Origin of the sequence: Vibrio sp. TMPB1044 (genome assembly GCF_030442075.1) — a bacterium.
Classification (GTDB): Bacteria; Pseudomonadota; Gammaproteobacteria; order Enterobacterales; family Vibrionaceae; genus Vibrio; species Vibrio satsumensis.
On sequence record NZ_JAUJED010000020.1, the window covers coordinates 64,874 to 89,128 of the forward strand.

19 protein-coding genes and 2 tRNA genes are annotated in these 24,255 nt (G+C 44.1%); 15 read left to right on the top strand and 6 right to left on the bottom strand.

Annotated features, from left to right (window positions below; all coding sequences use genetic code 11):
- Nucleotides 1-85: 85 nt before the first annotated feature.
- Both QQ041_RS13930 and hemL read right to left on the bottom strand, forming a co-directional pair.
- Complete coding sequence (locus QQ041_RS13930; RefSeq protein ID WP_285954254.1) at nt 86-1,171, bottom strand: AI-2E family transporter; 1,086 nt, start codon at nt 1,169-1,171, stop codon at nt 86-88.
- A 343-nt stretch (nt 1,172-1,514) separates the two neighbouring features.
- Nucleotides 1,515-2,810, bottom strand: a complete 1,296-nt coding sequence (gene hemL / locus QQ041_RS13935) for a glutamate-1-semialdehyde 2,1-aminomutase (RefSeq protein WP_146490649.1) — start codon at nt 2,808-2,810, stop codon at nt 1,515-1,517.
- 296 nt (nt 2,811-3,106) lie between these two features.
- Between hemL and erpA the strand changes: the two genes are divergently transcribed.
- From erpA to QQ041_RS13950, 3 genes are all read left to right on the top strand, one after another.
- Entirely contained in the window at nt 3,107-3,448 is a 342-nt protein-coding gene (gene erpA, locus QQ041_RS13940; RefSeq protein ID WP_004734539.1) for an iron-sulfur cluster insertion protein ErpA, read from the top strand.
- Nucleotides 3,449-3,791: 343 nt separating this feature from the next.
- Entirely contained in the window at nt 3,792-4,916 is a 1,125-nt protein-coding gene (locus tag QQ041_RS13945) for an efflux RND transporter periplasmic adaptor subunit (RefSeq protein ID WP_285954255.1), read from the top strand.
- A 10-nt stretch (nt 4,917-4,926) separates the two neighbouring features.
- Nucleotides 4,927-8,016: an efflux RND transporter permease subunit gene (locus QQ041_RS13950; protein WP_285954256.1), complete on the top strand. Its 3,090-nt coding sequence runs from the start codon at nt 4,927-4,929 to the stop codon at nt 8,014-8,016.
- Between the two features lie 96 nt (nt 8,017-8,112).
- On the opposite strand, the gene QQ041_RS13955 is transcribed toward QQ041_RS13950, so the two are convergent.
- Entirely contained in the window at nt 8,113-9,402 is a 1,290-nt protein-coding gene (locus QQ041_RS13955) for a peptidoglycan DD-metalloendopeptidase family protein (RefSeq protein ID WP_285954257.1), read from the bottom strand.
- 129 nt (nt 9,403-9,531) lie between these two features.
- Here QQ041_RS13955 and tyrS point away from each other — a divergent pair, with 129 nt between their 5' ends.
- Nucleotides 9,532-10,719, top strand: coding sequence for a tyrosine--tRNA ligase (gene tyrS, locus QQ041_RS13960; RefSeq protein ID WP_017059402.1), 1,188 nt, complete (start codon nt 9,532-9,534; stop codon nt 10,717-10,719).
- Between the two features lie 417 nt (nt 10,720-11,136).
- A complete protein-coding gene (locus tag QQ041_RS13965) occupies nt 11,137-11,982 on the top strand; it encodes a magnesium transporter (RefSeq protein ID WP_285954258.1) in 846 nt (281 codons plus the stop codon).
- Nucleotides 11,983-12,086: 104 nt separating this feature from the next.
- On the opposite strand, the gene dacB is transcribed toward QQ041_RS13965, so the two are convergent.
- Both dacB and QQ041_RS13975 read right to left on the bottom strand, forming a co-directional pair.
- Nucleotides 12,087-13,520 (bottom strand): serine-type D-Ala-D-Ala carboxypeptidase, encoded by a 1,434-nt coding sequence (gene dacB / locus QQ041_RS13970; RefSeq protein WP_285954259.1) that lies wholly within the window; start codon nt 13,518-13,520, stop codon nt 12,087-12,089.
- 111 nt (nt 13,521-13,631) lie between these two features.
- Nucleotides 13,632-14,660, bottom strand: a complete 1,029-nt coding sequence (locus tag QQ041_RS13975) for a porin (RefSeq protein ID WP_285954260.1) — start codon at nt 14,658-14,660, stop codon at nt 13,632-13,634.
- 515 nt (nt 14,661-15,175) lie between these two features.
- On the opposite strand from QQ041_RS13975, the gene greA reads away from it, so the two are divergent.
- A complete protein-coding gene (gene greA / locus QQ041_RS13980; protein ID WP_061018733.1) occupies nt 15,176-15,649 on the top strand; it encodes a transcription elongation factor GreA in 474 nt (157 codons plus the stop codon).
- 126 nt (nt 15,650-15,775) lie between these two features.
- Here the strand turns inward: greA and yhbY are convergent, their stop codons facing one another.
- Nucleotides 15,776-16,072: a ribosome assembly RNA-binding protein YhbY gene (gene yhbY / locus QQ041_RS13985; protein WP_004738252.1), complete on the bottom strand. Its 297-nt coding sequence runs from the start codon at nt 16,070-16,072 to the stop codon at nt 15,776-15,778.
- A gap of 114 nt (nt 16,073-16,186) precedes the next feature.
- Here yhbY and rlmE point away from each other — a divergent pair, with 114 nt between their 5' ends.
- The 9 genes from rlmE to nusA all read left to right on the top strand — a co-directional run bounded on the left by rlmE (nt 16,187) and on the right by nusA (nt 24,246).
- Nucleotides 16,187-16,816 carry a 23S rRNA (uridine(2552)-2'-O)-methyltransferase RlmE gene (gene rlmE, locus QQ041_RS13990; RefSeq protein ID WP_017059396.1) on the top strand — a complete coding sequence of 210 codons (630 nt, stop codon included), beginning with the start codon at nt 16,187-16,189 and terminating at the stop codon, nt 16,814-16,816.
- Nucleotides 16,817-16,923: 107 nt separating this feature from the next.
- Entirely contained in the window at nt 16,924-18,894 is a 1,971-nt protein-coding gene (gene ftsH / locus QQ041_RS13995; protein WP_146490656.1) for an ATP-dependent zinc metalloprotease FtsH, read from the top strand.
- Nucleotides 18,895-18,982: 88 nt separating this feature from the next.
- On the top strand, nt 18,983-19,813 hold the full coding sequence (folP, locus tag QQ041_RS14000) for a dihydropteroate synthase (protein WP_146490657.1): 831 nt from the start codon (nt 18,983-18,985) through the stop codon (nt 19,811-19,813).
- A 21-nt stretch (nt 19,814-19,834) separates the two neighbouring features.
- Nucleotides 19,835-21,175, top strand: coding sequence for a phosphoglucosamine mutase (glmM, locus tag QQ041_RS14005; protein ID WP_060982626.1), 1,341 nt, complete (start codon nt 19,835-19,837; stop codon nt 21,173-21,175).
- Between the two features lie 294 nt (nt 21,176-21,469).
- Nucleotides 21,470-21,802: a preprotein translocase subunit SecG gene (gene secG, locus QQ041_RS14010; protein ID WP_017059392.1), complete on the top strand. Its 333-nt coding sequence runs from the start codon at nt 21,470-21,472 to the stop codon at nt 21,800-21,802.
- 16 nt (nt 21,803-21,818) lie between these two features.
- Nucleotides 21,819-21,903 (top strand) — tRNA-Leu (locus tag QQ041_RS14015).
- Nucleotides 21,904-21,956: 53 nt separating this feature from the next.
- Nucleotides 21,957-22,033, top strand: a tRNA-Met gene (locus QQ041_RS14020).
- 234 nt (nt 22,034-22,267) lie between these two features.
- A complete protein-coding gene (rimP, locus tag QQ041_RS14025) occupies nt 22,268-22,723 on the top strand; it encodes a ribosome maturation factor RimP (RefSeq protein WP_004738265.1) in 456 nt (151 codons plus the stop codon).
- Nucleotides 22,724-22,758: 35 nt separating this feature from the next.
- Nucleotides 22,759-24,246, top strand: coding sequence for a transcription termination factor NusA (gene nusA / locus QQ041_RS14030; RefSeq protein ID WP_017059230.1), 1,488 nt, complete (start codon nt 22,759-22,761; stop codon nt 24,244-24,246).
- Nucleotides 24,247-24,255 lie beyond the last annotated feature (9 nt).

Here is a 24,255-nt window from a genome sequence, read left to right on the forward strand (position 1 = left end):
AAAAATGAGGGCGGATTTTCGCATAATCCGACCAAAGCTTGAAGTGTTTAATACTCGTTCGGCAACCAAGTTGCTGAGCTGTTGATTAACTCTTGTCTTGCTGGTTTAAAAAGTCTTTAAACTCTTCATCGTAGATGTTGAATAGGACAATGGTAATCGCAAAGATTAGTGGGCCATAGATAAGACCAATTAGGCCAAACAGTTGAATACCACCTAACAGTGAGAAGAAGATCATTAGGGTATTCATGCCTGCACTGCCTTGCATCAACAACGGACGTAGCAGGTTATCAATTGAACCAACAATTGCTACACAGTAAACCGTTAGGAAAATCGCCCAAGTGGTATCGCCTGTTAGGAACAAGTATGTCGCAGCAGGGATCCAAATGAGAGCTGTTCCCACGACTGGGATGAAAGAGGCAAAGCCCATCATGGTTCCCCAGAACAACCCAGGGAAACCAGCAATCCACATACCTAAACCACCCGCAAAGCCTTGCGCGATGGCCGTTAAGAATGAGCCCATTACTGCTGATTTAGATACTTGCTCTATCTCTGTTAGAAGCTTGTCTTCTTGGCTACGAGATAGCGGAAGAATATGACGCACCACACTAATGATTTTGTCGTGATCTCTTAATAAGAAGAACAAAACGAACAGCATCAAGAAGAAGTCCATTAAGAAATTGGTCGCATCACCTAAGATTTTCGCACTGATCCCAACCAACTTAGAACCAAAACTTGTCGCGAATTCGCCAACTTTCTGTGCGATGGCTTTAGGTTCAATGTTATCAAAAGGCAGGTAGTTATTTACGAACGACAGTGCTTTAACAACGATAGGGTGCTCAAACAGAGTCTGAATACCGCCGTGTGTCACCCATTGGTAAGTGTTCTGAGAGAACAGAGAACCTTGCTGCACAATCGCTGCGAACACTGCTAATAAAGGAATCACAATAATGAAAGTCAGGATGACACAAGACAGCAGAGAGACGATGTTTTCTTTATTCGGAATCTTCTTTTCAAGCCACTCGTGGATCGGGAACATCAACAGTGAAATGATGAAAGCCATCACAATTGAATTAACGTACGGCTCGATAAGCAGGTAACAAGCATAAGCAGCCGCAAGTAAGGCTATGATGATCACCCAGTGACTGGAATTGATTCTAATTTTTTCTGACACGGTAATGGTCTCTATATTTGCGTTCTAAGTTTATAATGGCTGCAAAACAGAGAGTTAGCAATGAGGAGTTTTGATAATGGGATGCTGTAATAAAGATAAGAAATGCCAAGATGAAGAACAGCAAACAAAAAAAGAGATCCCTTGGTTCAGAATGTTCCTAGGTACCTTGATGCTGTTGGTTTTTCTTTTTTGGGAACGTTAGGTGTTTTTAGTTCAATTTTGGTCTTAGTTGGCTGATAGGCAAGCTGCCATATTCACAGTTGATGAACGTGGCGTACAAAAAAGGGCCGCACCTAATGCAGCCCTAAATTCAATCAGTTAGCGACTTATAAAGTGCTTTCGATTATTTGCTTTCAGCTGCAATGATCGCAAGAGAGCGGTCTGCGGCTTCTAGTGTTGCATCAAGTTCTTTTGAACCGTGAGCAAGAGAAGTAAAGCTTGCTTCAAATGCTGAAGGTGCAAGGTAAACACCGTGATCTAACATTAGGTGGAAGAAGCGCTTGAAGCGTTCTACATCACACTTAGTTACATCTTCGTAGCACGTCACAGTTTCTTGATCTGTAAAGAAGAAACCAAACATACCACCAACTTGGTGAACTAGCATTGGGATGCCGTGTTTGTCAGCAAGTTGCTTGAAGCCATTTGCTAATTGCTTAGTTTTTGAAGCTAGACGCTTTTCGTTGCCTTCTTCTCTTAGAAGGTTCAAACACGCGTAGCCAGCAGCCATTGCAACAGGGTTACCTGAAAGAGTACCCGCTTGGTAAACTGGGCCTGTAGGTGCGATGTATTGCATCACTTCTTTGCGACCACCGAAAGCACCCACTGGCATGCCGCCGCCGATTACTTTACCAAGGCACGTTAGATCTGGCTTGATGTTGTAGTAAGCCTGAGCACAACCTTCAGCAACGCGGAAACCTGTCATTACTTCATCAAAGATTAGCAATGCACCTTCTTGGTCACAGATTTCACGTAGACCTTCGTGGAAGCCTTCTACAGGAGGGATACAGTTCATGTTGCCCGCGACTGGCTCAACGATGATACAAGCGATCTCGCCTTTATTTGCTGCGAAGATTTCACGTACTGAATCTAGATTGTTGAAGGTTGCTGTTAGCGTTAGTTTCGCAAAATCAGCCGGTACGCCTGGTGAGCTTGGCTGACCTAAAGTCAGTGCGCCAGAACCTGCTTTTACAAGTAGGCTGTCTGCGTGACCGTGGTAGCAGCCTTCAAACTTAAGAATTTTGTCACGACCAGTGAAGCCACGAGCTAGACGAATTGCACTCATTGTTGCTTCTGTACCTGAGCTCACCATACGTAGCTGTTCCATTGATGGAACCATCTCAGAGACAAGTTCAGCCATTTTGATTTCAGTTTCGGTTGGAGCGCCGAAGCTAAGGCCACGTTGAGCTGCTGCAATAACAGCATCACGAATGACAACGTGGTTGTGACCAAGGATCATTGGACCCCAAGAGCCAACGTAATCGATATACGCTTTACCATCAGCATCAAAAATAAGTGGGCCATCAGCGCGTTCAACGAAGATTGGAGAACCACCTACACCATTGAATGCACGAACTGGAGAGTTTACGCCACCAGGAATAGTTTGCTGTGCTTTTTCGTACAGCTCTGCTGATTTGGTCATTGATATATCCTCTTTTGACTGTCGGACCAATTGGCACGCATTGTACCTATCCATAATCCAACTAGGAATGCTTTCGCTGATATAATCGCCCGAATCTGGTTGTTTTGTGTGGTTACACGTTTTAATTGCTCGATATTGACTACTTTACTGCACTAAAAGAGGCGATCCGGTGGTGAATACTTGAACGTTTCAGTCAGGTATTAGATAATCAGTAGAATATAAGAAAATACTCAACAACTATGGTCTCGAATTAGATTTGTATCATGTTGTTTTTGACACAGATAAGAGAGGTTGTCGTGAGCGAAGTAAATATCCCATTGTCTTTTTCTGATGCAGCAGCTACCCGCGTACAAACGCTAATCGCTGAAGAAGAAAACCCAGAACTAAAACTGCGTGTATACATTACAGGTGGTGGTTGTAGTGGTTTCCAATACGGCTTCACATTTGATGAAAAAGTAAATGATGGCGACACTACGATTGTAAACAGCGGTGTAACGCTAGTTGTTGACCCAATGAGCCTACAATATCTAATGGGTGGCATGGTTGATTACACAGAAGGCCTAGAAGGCGCACGTTTCTTTGTGAACAACCCGAACGCTACAACAACATGTGGCTGTGGTGCTTCATTTAGCGTATAGCTTGAACAGAAAAAGCTGAAAGCTATATTAGAAACACTGCAAACGCCGAACCTATGTTCGGCGTTTTTGTGTTATAGACTCCTCAAAAAGCCGTAGTAAGTTAAACCTGACTGTCGACCGCTTGGCTTTTTCATCGAAATCAGTACTTACCTCGATATTTAACCTATTATTTTTCAAAGTATTTCCTTCATTTTTAGTACACGGCATATTCTTTAAACTGTCGATAGCGTCCAACTTCGTTTGGTTTTGGTCTGGTAAGGTTATCTCTGTGCATATGGAAGTTGCACATAACAGTGTTAAGCCAATTAGCTTACCTTAGTTACATCGGACAAAAGGATTTGTTATGCCCACTCTATTTCCTAACTCACCACTTTTTCAGAAACTTAAGCAGCCGTGGCTAGTTTCTCTGACTCTAGTCGTGTTGTTGTCGATCTGGCTTGGTTTAGGCGTAGGGCAAGCAGAAGAGTCACCTGAAAAAAAGGCGACAGAAATTCCGTTGGCTAAAGTTTCCTTTCAAACCTTCACTTCATCACCGACCTTTAAAACGATTGATCTCTATGGAAGAACGGCGCCCGATAGGCATGCTCGTCTAGGTGCAGAAGTCGCGGGCAAGATTGTCAGATTGAATGTTGTTAAGGGGGATATGGTTAAAGCAGGACAAGCCATTGCCCAGATAGATAAGGGTGATTTGGAGATTCAACTTGAGCGAGCCTCAGCTTTATATCGCTTGAAGCAGAAAGAGTTTAAAGCGGCGCAATCACTGAAGAAAAGAGGGCTGCAAGGCGAAATCGCCTACACCACAGCAGAGGCTTCGTTAACAGAAGCAAAAGCCATGATGCGCAATGCGGAGTTGGCTTTAAAGAATACGGTAATTACTTCCCCGTTCTCTGGTGTGGTTCAAGATTTGATGGTGGAGCTTGGTGACTTTGTTGGGGTTGGCGATCCGGTCGCGGGCGTGATTGACCTCGATCCTCTGGTCATCGAAGCCGATGTGAGTGAACGTCATATCCAGCATTTGTTAGTTAATCAGTCTACCTTGGTTCGCTTGCTGGGAAGAGAAGAAGCGGAAGGCCGTTTACGTTATGTTTCTCGAATCTCTTCTGCCTCAACCAATACCTTCCCAATTGAGATTGAAATCGATAACTCCGATGGCCTGTTACCTGCTGGTGTCAGTGCCGAAGTAACCCTCAATCTAGAAACGAGAGACGCTATCAAAGTGACACCTGCCATGTTGGCACTAGATGAGGCGGGCAATCTTGGAGTCAAAACTTTGGTTTCAATTGATGACTCACCAATCGTGAAATTTGTCGGTATTCAACTGGTGAAAGCTGAGCAAGATGGAGTGTGGCTGACGGGGTTAGGTCAGCGTGTCGATATCATCACGGTGGGGCAAGGTTTTGTGCGTGATGGTGATCCGGTGATTGCTGTTGAGCAAGGCGCTGAACTCTCTAACGTAACCGCAGAGTAGGAGACAATCGATGTATTCAATTATTGATGCAGCATTGTCTCGTGCTCGAACAATGCTCTCCCTTTTGGCGTTAATTATTGTCGCCGGTATCATTACCTATATCACGATACCCAAAGAATCTAGCCCAGATATCACCATTCCAATTATCTACGTTTCAGTAGGGCACCAAGGGATCTCGCCAACCGATGCGGAGCGTTTACTGGTACGCCCAATAGAACAAGAGCTTAGGTCGATTGAAGGCGTAAAAGAGATGACGGCAACCGCTGCAGAAGGCCACGCTTCTGTTGTGTTGGAGTTTAATGTTGGCGTCGATCTTACCAAAGCGATGGCCGATGTGCGTGACGCGGTTGATCTGGCTAAGCCAAAACTGCCAGAAGATAGTGATGAACCGGTTGTAAATGAAGTGACACTTGCTTCGGAGCAGCCTGTACTTTCTGTAGTTCTGTTTGGAACTGTACCAGAACGTACTATCGTACAAATTGCTCGAGAGCTGGGAGATAAACTCGAAAGTTATCGTCAGATATTAGAGGTCGATATAGCGGGTGACAGGGAAGATATTGTTGAAATCATTGTTGATCCTCTTTTAATGGAAAGCTACAGCCTAGATCAAGCCGATATCTATAACCTGATTGCGTTAAACAATCGAGTGGTTGCTGCAGGCTTTGTCGATACTGGCTATGGTCGTTTCTCGGTTAAAGTTCCTTCGGTGTTTAACTCTCTAAAAGACGTGCTTGAGCTACCAATTAAAGTGGATGGTAAGCAGGTCGTGACCTTTGGTGATGTGGCCACGGTTCGTCGAGCGTTTCGAGATCCTGAAAGCTTTGCTCGCTTAGATGGTAAATCCGCGGTTGTCTTGGACATTAAGAAGCGCGCAGGTGAAAACATCATTGAAACGGTTGAGTTAGTGAAAGCCGTAATGGCTGGCGCTCAACAGCAAGCCGAATGGCCAAATAACTTATTGGTTAAGTACACTTGGGATGAATCCAAAGATGTGAAGATCATGCTCAATGATCTGCAAAACAACATTCTATCCGCCATCATTTTAGTGGTGATCGTTATCATCGCCATTCTTGGTGTCCGAACCGCGCTATTGGTCGGAATTTCAATTCCTGGATCATTCCTTACCGGGCTACTAGTGCTGTCTGTATTCGGTTTAACCGTCAACATTGTAGTGCTGTTCTCTTTGATCATGGCGGTTGGTATGTTGGTCGATGGCGCGATTGTGGTGACCGAATTTGCAGACAGGCGAATGCAAGAAGGTGAAGGACGTAAAGCCGCTTACCGGGATGCAGCTAAACGTATGGCATGGCCGATAACAGCGTCTACTGCGACAACCTTGGCGGCATTTGCTCCGTTATTGTTTTGGCCGGATGTGACGGGCGAATTCATGAAGTATTTGCCGTTAACCCTTATCGCTACTTTAACTGCTTCATTGATCATGGCGCTGTTATTTGTGCCCGTATTAGGCGGCTTGATTGGCAAACCTCAATACGTATCGTCTAAAAGCCAAGCTCGAATGGTCGCACTGCATAATGGTGACTTTTCACAAGCCACCGGCTTAACTAAGGCGTATTACCACACACTGTCGATTGCGATTAAGCACCCCTTTAAGATTCTTTGTAGTGCGATACTGCTCGCGGTTGCGGTTGGATTTACTTACTCCAAAGCTGGTCTTGGGGCTGAATTCTTCCCTGAGGTTGATCCGCCATTCTTTAATGTCAAAGTCCGCTCACATGGTGATCTCTCTATCCAAGAAAAGGATGGCATCATGCGTGATATTGAGCTGATGATGCTCAACCATGATGAGTTTGATACCGTTTATACGCGCACTGGTGGTGACGACCAGATTGGTTTGATCTCGATTACGCCTGTTGATTGGCAATACCGCCGCAGTGTTAAAGCGATCATTGATGAGTTGAAGGTACAAACCGATCAATACGCTGGTGTTGAGATTGAATATAAGTTTCCAGATGCAGGGCCTCCGGTTGAGAATGATTTAGTGATAGAGCTGTCGGCAAGAACGCCAGAGCAACTGAATCAGGCCGCAAAAATTGTGAGACATTGGGCGGATGGTAATCAAGCGCTGACTAATATCAGCGATACAGCAAGCAAAGACGGCATCGATTGGAAGGTGGATATTCGCCGCGACGATGCCGCTCGTTTTGCAGCTGATGCGACTTTGGTGGGTAATACCGTTCAATTTGTTACCAATGGTCTCAAGATTGGTGATTACCTGCCTGATGATTCTTCAGAAGAGGTCGATATCTTGGTGCGTTACCCTAATGATAAAAGAGATATCGGGCGCTTCGACCAACTGAGAGTTAAAACGCCTGCAGGCTTAGTGCCGATCACCAATTTTGCGCAGATAGTCCCTGACCATAAGCAAGACACGATCAAACGTCTTGATGGTAAGCGTGTAGTGAACATCATGGGTGATATGGAAGAGGGCTATAACCTTGCTCTCGAGTTGCCAAAGATCGAGCAAGCGTTGAGTGAGTTGGGTCTACCAAGTAGTGTCGAGTTTCGTATTCGTGGTCAAAATGAAGAACAAGAAAACTCTTCTGCTTTCTTACAAAGTGCTTTCTTGGTTGCTCTGGCGGTGATGGCTTTGATTCTGATTACTCAGTTTAATAGCTTCTATCAAGCGTTTTTGATTCTTAGTGCGGTGTTGTTTTCGACGGTAGGTGTATTTGTTGGTTTGCTTATCTTCCAGCGTCCGTTTGGCATCGTGATGTCTGGTATTGGAGTGATTGCACTGGCAGGTATAGTGGTGAACAACAACATTGTGCTGATCGATACCTATAACCAGTTGATTAAAAGAGGCTTGGATAAGCGAGATGCGATTCTAAGAACCGGAGTTCAACGTTTAAGACCTGTAATGCTGACTACTGTCACTACTATTTTAGGTTTGATGCCGATGGTGTTAGAGATGAACATCGACCTGATTAATCAAAAGATAGAATTCGGTGCTCCGAGCACGCAGTGGTGGTCGCAACTCGCTACCGCAATTGCGGGAGGCTTAGCATTCGCGACAGTCCTAACTTTGGTACTGACGCCTTGCCTATTGATGCTAGGGCGAGACAAGAAGCCAGAAGAATAGTCGATACAGTGGTTCGATGAACATAAAAAAGAGCGCCTTGGTGGGCGCTCTTTTCGTTGGTTTATATGGTTATTAATCTAATTAGTCACTAGTAGCCTAATTAGTTGCTAGTAACTGGCCGTATCGCTCTAGGTTATTCAATCGAATCTCCGAGTTCGCAATAAATGTTGCTTTTGCCTTACCGGTTAACGACTTAGATTGAGGCAATTTCACGGTACGCGCATTCTTATGTACGCCATTGACCAAGAATTCATAGTGTAAGTGTGGGCCAGTCACTCGGCCCGTACCACCCAAAGTACCAATGGTTTGGCCTTGTTTTACGCGCTGACCAGTTTTCACCATACGTCGCTTCATGTGCAGGTACTTGGTGATGTAGGTGTTGCTGTGGCGTATGAACACGTAGTTACCATTGAATTGGTTGTAACCCGACTTCTGAACGATACCGTCACCGGCAGCCCAGATAGGCGTGCCAACAGGGGCTGCGTAGTCAGTGCCGCGGTGAGCGCGAACCTTACCAGTTACTGGGTGTTTTCTGTTAGGGTTAAAGTTCGATGTTACACGACGAAAATCAATAGGAGAGCGCAAGAACGCTTTCTTCATTGCACGACCATTTTCATCGAAGTAGTTGCCGCTCTTATCATCTAATACCGCGGTAAATGAATCACCTTGGTTTTTGAATACGGCTGCTATGATCTTACCGCGACCAACCACTTCACCTTCAACTACTTTTTCTTGGTATAAGATTTTGAAGCTGTCATTCTTACGAATATCTAACGCAAAGTCGATATCCCAACCGAAGATGCCCGCCAGTTCCATAATTTGGTTTGCGGTTAAACCTGCGCTTACGCCAGCGTTCCAGAAATTCGAGGTGATGTCGGCTTCGGCATAATTGTATTGGTAGGCAACCTCTTTCTTGTCGAAACTAGAGGAAAACGAATCGCCAGACTTAGTGATCTTAAAGCTTTCAAACGCACTAAGCTGTCGTTTTAGCTGAATAAGGTCGTTGTTTTCATCAAAGCCAAACTGCAATACATCACCAGGTCTTAGGTTAGACAGCTGCTTCTTAATATCATTGTTGGTATTAAGTAGGGTGATCAGCAAGCGGTATGAGAGGCCAATACGTTCGAATAGAACAGAAGTGCTTTCGCCAGAACGAACGGTATATTTTTCCCAATTGAGCACAGCTGTTGGTGGCGCATCACTTGAGCCCATAAGCGCGGATGTATTGATAGTCAGTGGGTAATGTTTCCCCACCACTAAAGCGCCCGTATCGTCACGTAAACTGTTGACGTCGGGGAGTAAGAAAATCGCGACGAAAATTACGGCACTAAAAAATGCGATAAAAGCCCGGTGCAAAATAGGAAGGCGTGCAAAAATAGACAACATGTTCCGGTTCGTTCTGTAAATATTATGAAAATCGACGACGGAATAGTGTAACTGGTTTCAAAATACATCGCTATTCAAGTAAGATGTCTAATTATTATATTTTTGCCAAATCTGTGGGAGTGAACAAGAATGGCGAGTATTGAAGCTGCACTAGCCGAGATCAAACGTGGCGTAGAAGAACTGATTCCAGAAGACGAACTCATTGCTAAATTAAAAGAAGGTCGTCCTTTACGCATTAAACTGGGTGCTGATCCAACAGCTCCAGATATCCACCTAGGCCATACGGTTATCTTTAACAAGCTTCGTGCTTTCCAAGAGCTTGGTCATGAAGTGACATTCCTTATCGGTGATTTCACTGCAATGGTTGGTGACCCATCAGGTAAGAACTCAACCCGTCCACCGCTAAGCCGTGAAGACGTATTGAAGAATGCTGAAACTTACAAAGAGCAAGTATTCAAGATTCTAGATCCTGCGAAAACGCAAATTCGTTTCAACTCTGAGTGGCTATCTGAGCTTGGTGCTGAAGGCATGATTCGTCTTGCTTCTAACCAAACTGTTGCTCGTATGCTTGAGCGTGATGACTTCAAAAAGCGTTACGCTGGTGGTCAACCGATTGCAATCCACGAATTCATGTACCCACTTCTACAAGGTCACGACTCTGTTGCACTAGAGAGCGACGTTGAGCTTGGCGGTACTGACCAGAAGTTTAACCTGCTAATGGGTCGTGAACTGCAAAAAGCTGCCGGTCAAAAACCACAAGCGGTACTAATGATGCCACTACTTGTTGGTCTAGACGGCGTGAAGAAGATGTCTAAGTCTGCGCACAACTACATCGGTATCAGCGAAGCACCAAGCGAGATGTTTGGTAAGATCATGTCTATCTCTGACGATCTAATGTGGAGTTACTACGAACTACTGTCTTTCCGTCCTCTTGAAGAAGTTGCGGAACTGAAAGCTGGCGTTGATGCAGGTAAGAACCCGCGTGACGTTAAAGTGCTTCTTGCTAAAGAGATCATCGCGCGTTTCCACAGTGAAGCAGATGCTGAAGCCGCTGAGCAAGAATTTGTTAACCGTTTTGCTAAGAACCAAGTTCCTGATGAAATGCCTGAATTTGAATTCGAAGCAGGTCTACCAATTGCGAACGTTCTAAAAGAAGCGGGTCTAGTAAACTCGACTTCTGATGCGATGCGTATGATCAAGCAAGGCGCGGCTAAGCTTGAAGGCGAGAAGATTGAAGACAGCAAATTCGTACCTGAAGCAGGTACTGCGGTTTACCAAGTAGGTAAGCGTAAGTTTGCTCGTATTACTATTAAGTAATAATGCATATCAATAATTGAAATCAAAGGCATCCACGGATGCCTTTTTTATTGACTTAAAATTGACGAAACTTTGAAACGCCTATTGCTACACTATGCGCGCTGTCAAATTGACAGTAATTCTGGAGATTTTTATGAACAATACCGACCATCCTCCTAGTTTGAATGGAGAAGAATAACCTGTCTCGGTATTGATCTATTGTCCTGCCGTTCAGGTAGGGTATCTTTGTTTTTCCCCCTCATTCTTTTCCACACACTAGATTCTAACAAGTAGACACACCAGTAGCTTTAAGCTCTTGGTGCGCATAAATCTATAAATCTATAAATCTATAAATCTATAAATCTATAAATCTATAAATCTATAAATCTATGCTATTTGTTTTGATGGTCGTTACCTTTGCCAATCGGGAGATTCGCCATGACGGTAATGAACAACGCTTTTTTATCTATTGAAGCTCTGTATTCAGAGCAAGACATCCAAGCTGTATCGAATGCATTTCAACAGTACGGACGTGAACAACAAATTAACCTTTTGAACCGTATGCCGCTTGAAGATGCGGTGTTAGTACTGGGGCAATGCTCTCTTAGTACGATTCAGACTTTACTTAGTGAGTTAGAAGAGCAGGGCTTTGAGAAGCGCTCTCGACATCTAGCTCACCAACTAGGGCTGATCTATTCAGAGGTTGAACCTCAGCAGGGCTATCTTTCTACTGGAGTAATGAGCCACGTTAGGCAGCGCATCGGTTGGATTATTGCATTAGCACTGCTAGGTATTGTCTCTGGGCTTATTATTGCTCAGTATGAAGATATCCTTAGCCAACTGGTGCTTCTGGCGATTTATATGCCAGTAATCGCTGCTGCGGGTGGTAACACAGGAACGCAAGCTGCAACTTTGGTGATTAGAGCCTTGGCTACTGGCGAGTTGAAGAAGCGCCAATGGGCCAACGTTCTATGGAAAGAGTTTAGAGTCGCCATCTGCTTAGCACTTGCGATTGCAGTGGTGATGATTGGTCGTATTTTGCTGTTTAGCGAAAACCAATCGACAGGTGGTTATGATATCAACATGATTGCCCTTGCGATTGCGGTAGCGCTGTTTATTCAAGTGACCATATCTACCGTACTCGGAGGCGGGTTACCGATAGTTGCTAGGCTATTTAAGCTTGATCCTGCGGTGTTAGTGAGTCCAGTACTCGCTTCGATAGTGGATATCTCAGGGATGTGGATCTACTTCACTGTCGTGAACTCATTCCTAGGAATCGCTTAAAAGCTTCTAAAAATAGCTAAAATACATGTTAGAAATGAAAATGGCGCTGAAGATCTTCAGCGCCATTTTTTATCGGGTAATTAACCGTTTACACAAGTTAACCACTATTGATATTCACTTTGTGTTTGACTGAATTCGACCACATCTTTGTAGAAAGCACGTTCAAACTGGGTGATTGGCGCTTCTACTGGCTTGTCTGGATCTTGTTCTTCAGGGAAGTAATCACGGACAAACTGCACAAACAGAGAGTTTGGATTCCCTGTTTTATCTAATCCGTATCCCGCCATGTTGTAACTGCCATATAAAGATCCGCTCTTTGCAACAATGTTGCCTTGGATCGGTGCTTTTCTCATGCTTTGACGGTATTTGAGCGTTCCATCAGTGCCAGATGTAGGCATTGCCTCGATTAAGTTGAGCTGCTGATCATTTTCCCAGATATAACGAAGTACCTGCGCCATCGTCTGCGACCTCATTCGGTTATTTCTAGAAAGCCCTGAACCGTCGACCAATTGTGCTTTACTGAGGTCGATATTGGCCTTGGTTAGTAGTATCTGCTTTATCGCTTCAGTGCCGTTGTTGAAACTACCCGGTTGCACATAAAATGTTTCTCCTAGAGTTTTGGTTAGGTTGTCTGCGATAAGATTATCTGACTTCTTGAGCATGGTATCGAGTAGTTCAGGAAGTTTTTCTGAGTTGTGACTAGCGACTAACGTGGTCTTGCCAGGTTTATTTTTTTTACTAACTAATACATCACCTTTTACTTCTATTTTCAGTTCTTTGAGAAGCGATGTAACGACTTGATAGGTGTAACGTTCTGGATTTTGAATCGCGAACTTGAGTGGCAGTGGCTTTTTACGCTCAACTAAGCAGCCAGAGAGCTTATAAGCGTTATCTGGTGTCGTTATGAGCTCCAAGTCGCATTGTGTTGCCTTCTGCCCAGAGCGAGTTACCGTGGCTGCAGAGGTTGTCACGTCTATCGGGTAGTGAGCCGGAATATAGACCCGAGTGCTGCCGTTATCTTTTGTATAAATAGAAGCTTGCGCGCAATTGCTGTCCAGTGTCATCGCACTCGAAGGCGCGCTGTAACAAACCCCTAGAATGTCCCAAGGCCAACCAACGGCTCGCTGATAGCCAGTAAAAGCTGAACTATCGAGATACAAGTTACCTTCGATGGTTTTAGATTGCGACTTAGCGTATTGAGCTAAAAGACTTTTTAGGTGTTCTCGTTGTAGTGTTGGGTCGCCGCTAAATGAGATCACAACATCCTTATTCGAACGGGAAATACTTGTCGTGTAGTGAAAATCATCACCTAACTCTAATTTAGCTGCCAAAGCCGTGACTAATTTTAAGGTACTGGCTGGTGGGTAAAGGCTGTCACTGTTAGTTTTCATTTCGTTTGAATTACCATTCAGTGATTCCAATATTAAACTTGTGCTACTACCGTCTGGCAATTTATCTAAAGGGGCATATGCGAAAGTGTTAGTCGAGAAAATGCTAATGGAAAAACCACATACAAGTAGGGTGGGTAGAAGGCGCATAGAAGATTTCTTGGATGGTTGATATTTTCAGTATACAGATATAAAAAACGCCCGCTAGATAGCGGGCGTTTTGATTCTCAATTAACTAATTGATCAATTAGATAATCAGAATTAGAAGTCGTAACGTAGACCTAGAGCTAGCTCGTCTTCAGCGTCAGCAGAGCTTGCTGTGCCGTTAGTTAGCTTGTTAGTAGTACCGATCGTGTCACCTTCAGAGATTAGGTTGAAGTTGTACGATACGTAACCACGGAAGTTAGGCTTGAAGTAGTAAGTAGCATCGATTGCGATGTTATCAGCAGATGTTTTGCTATCAGTTTCAGCGTTGTTGTACGTAGTTGAGAATACAGTTTGGCCTAGTGTGTAAGCTGCTGCTAATTCGTAACCAGTGTAGTCTACAGCGTCGTTAGAGTTAACACCTGTAGTTTGTTTTTCACCATCTGTGAATACACCTGCGAAGTACAGGTCAGAGATAGCATAAGAACCAGAAAGCATGTACTCGTTAGATTGGTCTTGGTCTGCGTAACCAGCACCTAGCTTAACGCCAGTTTCGCCGATTGCGTAGATAGCAGATAGAGAGTAGCCGTCTTTACCGTTGTCTGTGAACTCACCGTTAGCATCAACACCATCACGGTCTGCAAAACGGTAGCTTGCTTTTAGGCCTAGATCTTGGAATTGACCTTTGTAAGAAAGCATGTTGTCTGAACGGTCAGCTACTGCGATTTTGTCTGCAGCAGAGTTACCGTGGTAAGCCATGATATCTGTAAAGTCAGTGATTACGCCTAGAGCACCGTCGTTTTTACCGTAAGTTACTTCACCGAATGTACCGCCTAGACCAGCGTACGTGTAACGGTTTGTAATGCTGCCGTCGTTGTTATCAGTAGAGCCGCCGTTTTCAGCAGTTGTGAATTCGCCTTCGTAGAAACCAACACCGTATAGGCCGTCTTGGATTTCAACTTTACCTAGGAAGTTAAGACGCACACGTGTTTTGTCTTCAGCTTTGCCATCTTTTAGAGATAGACGAGCTTCAGCACGGCCGCCCATTTCAACAGAGTTACCGTCTTGGTTGTATAGTTCTGCCGCGTTAGCGCCAGTAGCAAGAGCTGCAGCAGATACAGCAAGCGCGATCATAGTCTTGTTCATGTTATTAATTCCTAATTACTGTCCATAAAGGTATTTATTAAGGATTTGAATCCTTTTAGTGTCTTGCCTGTATTAATCAGGCTTCATAACCATGATTAGGTCAGAACGCTAAAAAATGCCAGTGCAATCCATGAGTTACTTTTTACCCCTAAAGTTCCTTAGCTAGTTAGTAAAATGATATAAATTGAAAAACTGAACACTGTTTTATTATGTTGATTTATTCTTAACTTGTTGTTTTTGTAGTTGTATTTTAAAAGTGTGATCTACATTTATTTGGTTTGTTTTTGTTTTTTTTAGGTATTCAATTGCTGACTTATTGATGGGGAGGTTATTATTCATTTTTGTGATGTCTGTAATTTAGAGCTAGATAAAGCTTTTATAAGACAAAGTGGAATAAAGGTGATTTAGCCATCAAGTTTGTTTACACTAAGCCAAATTGTTTTGTTTCTATCACCCAATAAGTATGTTGGGTGGATTTATGTTGGCCAAAGAAAGCTTTGGCATAGAGGTAAAAAATGGAAAAGGTTCCAATGACAGTACGTGGCGCTCAGCAGCTACGTGACGAATTAGATCGCCTACTTAAGCTACGTCCTATTATTTCAGCAGCTATTGGTGAAGCACGTGAACTCGGTGATTTGAAAGAGAATGCAGAGTACCACGCCGCTCGTGAAGAGCAGGGTATCTGTGAAGCTCAAATTCGAGATATAGAATATAAGCTATCGCTAGCTCAGATCATCGATGTAACTCAGATGGATAATACGGGTAAGATTATCTTTGGTACGACAGTAACTTTGATCGATGTCGATACGGATGAAGAATTCCGCTACCAGATCGTTTCTGAAGATGAAGCTGACATCAAAACTGGTCGTATTTCTGTGAAGTCACCAATTGCACGTGGTCTTATCGGTAAGATGGAAGGCGATGAGGTTATTATCTCTACACCTGGTGGCGATAAAGATTTCGAAATCGACAAAGTAGAATATATCTAATTGAATTTTCTTTGTTTCTGATAAGTAAAAAGGTCGCTTAATGCGACCTTTTTCGTTTCTCACGCTACACTAAAAGATAAGCGCTATGGCTTTCTCTTAGTGGAAGTTAGCTTATATTAAGCTCGCTTATTTACGTGGAATCTCGATTTTACGTGCTTCTGACTGACGGAATAGTACTAGAACTTTACCGATAGTCTGTACTTTTTCAGCTTTAGTTTCACGTACAATTGCATCGATAATCAGTTGCTTAGTCTCACGGTCTTCTGATGCAACTTTAATCTTGATCAGTTCGTGGTGGTCTAGAGCTAATTCGATTTCCGCTAGAACAGCTTCAGTAAGTCCATTTGCGCCCATTAGCACAACAGGTTTTAAACTGTGAGCTAGGCCCTTTAGATGCTGCTTTTGTTTGGTACTTAGGTTCATTACGCGGCCAATTTTCTTTACTATTAGGGTTGAAAAAACCTATTTTAACGCCATCTAAAGCTGAAGACTATAATTTATTCAGCAATTAGTACTTTCCTCCAATTTAGGTATCCAATGAGCAAACAGAAACACTCGGCCAGTTCAGGCCGTTGGTTGAAGGAACACTTCGACGACAAGTACGCAAATGAAGCTAGAAAGAAAGGCTATCGTTCACGTGCTTATTTCAAAATGGAAGAGATTCAAACGAAAGATAAATTGCTGTCTCCTGGGATGACCATTGTGGATTTGGGTGCAGCGCCTGGCGGTTGGTCTCAATATGCTGCTAAGATTGTTGGAGACAACGGACAAATCATTGCGTGTGATTTGTTACCAATGGACCCGATTGCTGGTGTTAGCTTTTTACAAGGCGATTTCCGCGAAGAAGCAGTGCTAGATGCCTTGTTGGAGCGTATACAACCAAACATGGTTGATGTCGTGATGTCAGATATGGCACCTAATATAGCAGGCAACAATTCTGTGGATCAGCCAAGAGCTATGTATTTAGTTGAATTAGCTTTGGATATGTGTCGACAAGTTCTAGCTACCAATGGTAGTTTTGTTGTAAAAGTATTCCAAGGCGAAGGGTTTGACCAATACGTTAAGGACGTCCGCGAGATGTTTAAAACAGTAAAAGTCAGAAAACCCGACTCTTCTCGAGCTCGATCTCGTGAAGTGTTTATCGTAGCCACTGGTTACAAAGGTTAACGATTCTCTTCCAATAGTGAGAGTTAACAACATGGCTACAGGTTACAAACTGTAGTACCCTACCTTTAATTACAATTAGTTATCGAGAGGCTTACACCTTGAGTGACATGGCAAAAAATTTAATTCTGTGGCTTGTTATCGCGGTAGTGTTGATGTCGGTATTCCAGAGCTTTGGCCCTGGAGAAAGTAACGGCAGAGCAGTAGATTACACCACGTTTGTACAGGAAGTTGGCCAAGGCCAGATTCAAGACGCACAGTTCAATAACAGCGAAATCACTTTCACACGTCGTGGTGGTGGTTCTAAGTATGTAACTTACATGCCTGTTTATGATCAAAAGCTACTTGATGACTTAATTAATCAAAACGTAAAAGTTCAGGGTACACCACCTGAAGAACAGAGCCTGCTTGGCACTATCTTCATCTCATGGTTCCCTATGATCTTACTAATTGGTGTGTGGATTTTCTTCATGCGTCAAATGCAAGGCGGCGGCGGCGGTAAAGGCGCGATGTCTTTCGGTAAGAGTAAAGCTCGAATGATGAGCGAAGAACAAATCAAAACGATGTTTGCTGATGTTGCAGGTTGTGACGAAGCAAAAGAAGACGTGAAAGAGCTTGTGGATTACCTTCGTGATCCAAGCCGCTTCCAAAAGCTAGGTGGTAAGATCCCGACAGGTATCCTGTTGGTTGGCCCTCCTGGTACGGGTAAAACATTGCTTGCAAAAGCGATTGCCGGTGAAGCGAAAGTACCGTTCTTTACGATTTCTGGTTCTGACTTCGTTGAAATGTTTGTTGGTGTTGGTGCATCTCGTGTGCGTGACATGTTCGAACAAGCGAAGAAAGCGGCACCTTGTATCATCTTTATCGATGAAATCGATGCTGTAGGTCGTCAACGTGGTGCTGGTGTTGGTGGTGGTCACGATGAACGTGAACAAACACTAAACCAAATGCTGGTTGAGATGGATGGTTTCGAAGGTAATGAAGGAATTATTGTTATCGCTGCGACTAACCGTCCAGACGTACTAGACCCAGCATTACTTCGTCCTGGTCGTTTTGACCGTCAAGTGGTGGTTGGTCTACCTGATGTACGTGGTCGTGAACAGATTCTTAAAGTGCACATGCGTAAAGTGCCACTATCGGGTGATGTTGAACCATCTCTGATTGCTCGTGGTACTCCTGGTTTCTCTGGTGCAGATCTTGCGAACCTTGTGAACGAAGCGGCGCTATTTGCAGCTCGCGGTAACAAGCGCAATGTATCTATGGTTGAGTTCGAACTAGCTAAAGATAAAATCATGATGGGTGCAGAGCGCCGTTCAATGGTGATGTCTGAAGAAGTGAAAGAGTCAACGGCTTACCATGAAGCGGGTCACGCAATTGTTGGTCGTCTGGTACCTGAACACGATCCAGTGTACAAGGTGTCAATCATTCCACGTGGTCGTGCACTTGGTGTCACTATGTACCTACCTGAGCAGGACCGCGTAAGCATGTCTCGCCAACATCTAGAATCAATGATCTCTAGTTTGTATGGTGGTCGTCTTGCTGAAGAACTTATCTACGGTAAAGACAAAGTTTCGACTGGTGCGTCTAACGATATCGAACGTGCAACTGATATTGCTCGTAAGATGGTAACGCAGTGGGGCTTCTCTGAAAAACTGGGTCCTCTTCTATATGCTGAAGAAGAAGGCGAAGTTTTCCTTGGTCGTGGCATGAGCCAAGCGAAACATGTTTCTGACGATACTACTAAGCTGATCGATGAAGAAATTCGTATTCTAATCGACCGCAACTATGCTCGTGCGAAGCAAATTCTTGAAGAGAACATGGATATCATGCACTCGATGAAAGATGCGCTAATGAAGTTTGAAACGATTGATGCAGGTCAGATTGATGACTTGATGGAACGTAAAGACGACATTCGTGAGCCAGCTGGTTGGGGTGATCAGGCGAAAGCAGAACCTGCAAAGGAAGAAGCTAAACCTGAAGCGAAATCAGAAGAGCAAACTAAAGCCGAACCAAAAGCTGAAGAGTCGCAAGTTGAAGAAGTTAAGTCTGAATCAGACGATGCTCAAAACAAAGATTCTTAATCGCTAAGCTTTAAATTAAAACCCTGAGTACGCTCAGGGTTTTTCTGTTTATAGCCCAAGATGTTTTTACCTTTAAGACCCGCCTTCCATGATATTAAAAGCACATAATAAAACGCTCGTTTTAGACCGCCCACATGTGATGGGTATCCTCAATGTCACGCCTGACTCTTTCTCTGATGGCGGGAAATTCAATTCATTAGATAATGCTTTACTGCAAGCTGAGCGAATGATTCAAGTTGGTGTTAGCATTATTGACATTGGTGGTGAATCAACTCGTCCGGGAGCACCTGACGTATCTTTAGAAGAGGAGCTCGCTCGCGTTATCCCTGCCATTAAAGCAATTCGCGCCAAGTTTGATGTGTGGATCTCTATTGATACCAGTAAAGCAGAAGTGATGCGCCAAGCTGTTGAAGCGGGGGCTGACTTGATCAATGATGTGCGCGCATTACAAGAGCCCGGAGCTCTAGAAGCAGCCGCCAATGCTAAGGTACCAGTTTGCCTGATGCACATGAAAGGTCAGCCAAGAACCATGCAAGCTAACCCAAATTACGATGATGTTCTAACGGATGTTGAAGCTTTTTTAAAAGAAAGGGTGGAAGCGTGTGAAGCTGTTGGTATATCAAAAGAGCAGCTGATTCTAGATCCTGGTTTTGGTTTTGGTAAAACCATTGAACACAATTACCACCTATTAGCGCACCTAGAAAAATTTCACACGCTTGGGTTGCCAGTCTTAGCGGGGATGTCGAGAAAGTCGATGATCTTTAAGCTATTAGACAAAGCCCCGGCAGATTGCATGGTCGCTAGCGTCACTTGCGCTACTATCGCGGCAATGAAAGGCGCACAAATTATTCGCGTTCACGATGTTGAAGATACATTGGAAGCGATGAAGATAATCGAAGTGATGAATAACAATCACTAATCATAATTAAGGAAAATCACTATGTCTGATAAGAGACGTTATTTCGGCACAGATGGTGTGCGTGGCAAAGTTGGCCAGTACCCTATTACACCTGATTTTGTTCTGAAGCTTGGCTGGGCTGCGGGTCGTGTTCTTGCGAAACAGGGCACAAAGAAAGTCATCATTGGTAAAGATACTCGTATCTCTGGCTACATGCTGGAGTCTGCGCTAGAAGCAGGTCTTGCTGCTGCTGGTCTGCAGGCTACGTTTACTGGCCCAATGCCAACACCTGCCGTTGCTTACCTAACTCAAACCTTCCGCGCGGAAGCTGGTATCGTTATCTCTGCATCGCACAACCCTTACTACGATAACGGTATCAAATTCTTCTCTTCTGAGGGAACAAAACTACCAGATGATATCGAGTTGGCGATTGAAGCCGAATTGGATAAAGAGATCGAATGTGTTGACTCATTTGAGCTTGGTAAAGCGGTACGTTTAAACGATGCCGCTGGTCGTTATATTGAATTTTGTAAGAGCACATTCCCAAATCAGATGACACTTGCTGGCATGAAGATTGTTGTCGATTGTGCTCATGGTGCGACTTACCATATTGCACCTGCTGTATTTAAAGAGCTAGGTGCTGAAGTTATTGCGATTGGTGTTGAGCCAAACGGTACTAACATCAACCATGAAGTGGGTGCTACCGATGTACGTGCTCTGCAAGCAAAAGTACTTGAAGAAAAAGCGGCCTTAGGCCTTGGCTTTGATGGTGATGGTGACCGTATCATTATGGTTGACGAGCTAGGCAACAAAGTTGATGGTGACCAAATTGCTTACATCATTGCTCGTGATGCCCTGCGCCGTGGTGAGTTGAAAGGTGGCGTTGTTGGTACACTAATGACCAACCTTGGTATGGAAAATGGCCTTAAGCAGTTAGGTATTCCGTTTGTACGTGCGGCTGTTGGTGACCGTTATGTAATGGAACAGCTTCTTGCTAAAGGCTGGAAGATCGGTGCCGAAAACTCGGGTCACGTTATCCTACTAGATAAAGTGACGACGGGTGATGCTATCGTTGCTGCTCTGCAAGTATTGGCTTCAGTTGTTGATAGCGAAATGACTCTGAATGAGCTGTCTCAAGGCATGACGTTGTACCCTCAAGTTCTAGAAAACGTTCGTTTCAGCGGAGACTCAAACCCATTAGAAGCAGAAGCGGTAAAAGCAGCGGTTGTTGAAGTAGAAGCAGAGCTTGGCGAGAAAGGTCGTGTGCTATTACGTAAGTCTGGTACAGAGCCACTACTACGCGTGATGGTTGAAGGCGAAGATGCTGAGCTTGTTCAAGCATCTGCGCTTAAGATTGCAGATGCAGTAAAAGCAAACTGCTAATTTAACCTTTTACTTAACAGGCGCAACGAATAGCGCCTGTGATTAGAAGTGATTGGCTTATATAGCGGTCAAAAGATATAACGGTCAATAGAGACGTAAATGAGTTTTGTGTCGCTTTTGACCTTTTTTTGACCATTCGCTTGGTAAAGGCTTATTTTTTAGCAAATTCTCCTTGTCAGTCAACGTAGCATTCGCTAGTATTGCTCGGCCTTCAGTTAGGAGGTCGCTAGCCTTGTTCTGAAAAATAGTTTTTTGAACGGCGCTGGCTCAACAATTAGGAACATAGGTGGAAAAATGTTTACAGTTCTACTTGTGATTTACCTGTTGGCAGCGCTTGGTGTAATTGGCCTAGTGTTGATTCAACAAGGTAAAGGCGCAGATATGGGAGCCTCTTTCGGTGCTGGCGCTTCAAACACTGTGTTTGGTGCTGGTGGCTCAGGAAATTTCCTTACCCGAATGACTGCAATTTTTGCAACTACATTTTTTATCCTTAGCTTAGTGCTTGGTAATATGTCTACACATAAAACTGAGTCACAATGGATTGACCCGACTCAAGGTCAGGTAATTCAACAAGCTGATGATGCAGTGAGTGAAGTTCCGGCGCAAGGCGACGAAATTCCACAATAATCTGTAAAGATTTGATGCCGAGATGGTGAAATTGGTAGACACGCTAGCATGAGGTGCTAGTGCCTTAGGGTGTGAGGGTTCGAGTCCCTCTCTCGGCACCATGTTTACAAACTTGTAAAACATCTTGTTGGGCGTATAATGCTCACAAGTCGGACGCGGGATGGAGCAGTTTGGTAGCTCGTCGGGCTCATAACCCGAAGGTCGTCGGTTCAAATCCGGCTCCCGCAACCAATTTCAATGCTATTATATAGCTTGTATTGGTAGCAAGTTTGCACAGTGTGAACCTCACTGTGAGTTAAGTGTGATATCGAATATGATGGCACTTAACATATAAGGGTCCAGCAACAAAAACCCCGGCTTATACGGGGTTTTTTGTTATCTAAGCATTTATAAATGCGTTTAGATAATGTTTGCTTGGAATTTAAATTGGGCTTTGAGCCCTTTTTTTGTTTCTGGAGTGGTTAAATGACTGGTTTAGAAAGACAACTTACTGAAATGCTTGACGCTCCAGTAGCAGCATCAGGTTATGAGTTAGTTGGATTAGAATTTATTCGTGCTGGTGAGCACTCAACGCTACGTATTTACATCGATTCACCGAATGGTATCAATGTAGATGATTGCGCTGAAGTTAGTCACCAAGTAAGTGCCGTAATGGACGTTGAAGATCCAATTTCAGTGGCTTATAACCTTGAAGTGTCTTCACCAGGTTTAGAGAGACCACTGTTCAAAGCAGAGCATTACCAACAATTTATTGGTCACGAGGTAAGCATCGTTTTGAAAATGGCTGTCGGCAACCGTCGTAAATGGAAAGGTGATATCCAATCTATCGAAGGCGAGACAGTGAAAGTATTGGTTGAAGGACAAGAAGAAGAATTCGTCCTGAGCAATATTGCGAAAGCTAACCTGATCCCTAAATTTTAGTTCTCCTAGAGAGAAGAGCTTAAGAGGCTAGATTAATGAACAAAGAAATTTTGGCGGTAGTAGAAGCTGTTTCTAATGAGAAAGCAGTTCCTCGTGAGCGTATTTTTGAAGCGCTTGAAATCGCGCTTGCAACGGCAACAAAAAAGAAAAGCGAACTAGAAATTGAAGTTCGTGTTGAAATCGATCGTAAAACGGGTGATTTCGAAACTTTCCGTCGTTGGGAAGCTGTTGAGGAAGTTGAATTCCCAACAAAAGAAATCTCTATTGAAGCTGCAAAGTACGATGATCCAGAGATCGAACTTGGCGGTTTCATTGAAGATGACATCGAATCAGTAACGTTTGACCGTATTACGACTCAAACGGCTAAGCAAGTAATCGTACAGAAAGTACGTGAAGCTGAACGCGCTCAAATCGTTGAACAGTTCATCGACAACGAAGGCGAGCTAGTAACTGGCGCAGTTAAGAAAGTTAACCGTGACACTATTATTCTTGACCTAGGTAACAACGCTGAAGCGGTAATCCTTCGTGATGACCAACTTCCTCGTGAAAACTTCCGTCCAGGTGACCGTGTTCGTGGTCTTCTTTACGCAGTTAAACCAGAAGCTCGTGGTTTCCAGCTTTTCGTTACTCGTTCGAAGCCAGAAATGCTAGCTGAACTATTCCGTGTTGAAGTGCCTGAGATTGGTGAAGAGCTAATTGAACTTAAAGGTGCTGCACGTGACGCTGGTTCTCGTGCTAAAATCGCAGTGAAAACAAACGACAAACGTATTGACCCAGTTGGTGCGTGTGTTGGTATGCGTGGCGCACGTGTACAAGCTGTTTCTAACGATCTTGGCGGTGAGCGTATTGATATCGTTCTTTGGGACGATAACCCGGCTCAATTCGTAATCAACGCAATGGCTCCTGCTGATGTTGCTTCAATCATCGTTGATGAAGACGCACACTCTATGGATATCGCTGTTGAAGCGGATAACCTAGCACAAGCAATTGGCCGTAGCGGTCAAAACGTACGTCTAGCTTCTCAACTGACTGGTTGGGAACTGAACGTAATGACTGTTGCTGACCTAGAGAAGAAGCACCAAGAAGAAGCAGTAGCTTCTATTGAAAACTTCATGAAGCACCTAGACATTGAAGAAGACTTTGCTCAAATGCTTGTTGAAGAAGGCTTCTCTACACTTGAAGAAGTAGCATATGTTCCTGTAAACGAGCTTCTTGAAGTCGACGGTCTAGACGAAGGTATCGTTGAAGAACTACGTAACCGCGCAAAAGACGCACTGACTACTCTAGCGCTAGCGAAAGAAGAAACTTTCGACGGTGTTGAGCCTGCTGAAGACTTACTTGCACTTGAAGGTCTTGAGCGTGAAATGGCTTACAAGCTAGCAGCAAAAGGCGTTGCGACATTGGAAGACCTAGCTGACCAAGGCGTTGATGAACTAGAAGGCATCGAAGACCTAACTGCAGAGCGTGCAGGCGAGCTAATTATGGCTGCACGTAACATCTGTTGGTTCGGCGACGAAGAATAATTCAGCAAG